Origin of the sequence: Aquidulcibacter paucihalophilus, assembly GCF_002105465.1 — a bacterium.
GTDB lineage: Bacteria > Pseudomonadota > Alphaproteobacteria > Caulobacterales > Aquidulcibacteraceae > Aquidulcibacter > Aquidulcibacter paucihalophilus.
On the sequence record NZ_NCSQ01000098.1, the window covers coordinates 1 to 747 of the forward strand.

Consider the following 747-nt stretch of genomic DNA (forward strand, 5'->3'; position numbering starts at 1 on the left):
ACTCTCCTTTCAAATGACGGACCAATCGGGGCTCAGGTCACTCACCCTGCCTTTTGTAACTTGTGTCGATCCGCGAGCGGTGCTGATGGAATGGATTATGTCAGTTCTAATGACTTGCGATCGATTTCAATCGGAATGGATTGGCTCATGATCTCCAGCAGCAGACGGGCACGATCTTGACTGGGGAGCGCGTCAATCTTGGCAAGATGGCCCGCAAATGGACCCTCTGAAATGCGCACTTGATCGCCTGTCGTTAATGTTGGCATGGTATCAATCAGACCATCAGGCCCAAGTCGCCGCTGAAGCTCTTGGATCATCGCTGCGGGAACCTGTGCCGGACTTTGGTCGAAACAAACCAGACGCTTTACGCCGAAAGTCCCGTTGATTGGGCGCCAGTTTTGAGAAGTCCGATCAAAGCTAACGAAAAGATAGGCCGGGAAATAAGCCGTCGTAACACGTTTGCTTTGACGCCCTATTTTAATCATCTTCGTGCTGAGCGGCAGAAAAACCTTGAAGCCTTGCCGTTCCAAATGCGTTGTGACCAGTTTCTCCTTACCCGAATGGGTATGGACCAAATACCAGGCTGAAGCGTCCTCTGGACCACCCTGCATTACCACAGTCACTCACTCCACACACGTTTCTCGCAGTCTGTTACCACGAGAATCATTAAGAAGAATAATATTTGGAGTAGGAGTTATAGTAGGATGCGGAGTCGCCGCGGGTGTATTTGGATTGAGCTTTGAAGTC

1 protein-coding gene is annotated in these 747 nt (G+C 50.3%); it reads right to left on the minus strand.

Translation table 11 applies throughout. The annotated features are described in order from the left end of the window. Positions 1–95: 95 nt before the first annotated feature. Positions 96–623: a transcription termination/antitermination protein NusG gene (nusG, locus tag B7364_RS07935; protein WP_157893579.1), complete on the minus strand. Its 528-nt coding sequence runs from the start codon at positions 621–623 to the stop codon at positions 96–98. Positions 624–747 lie beyond the last annotated feature (124 nt).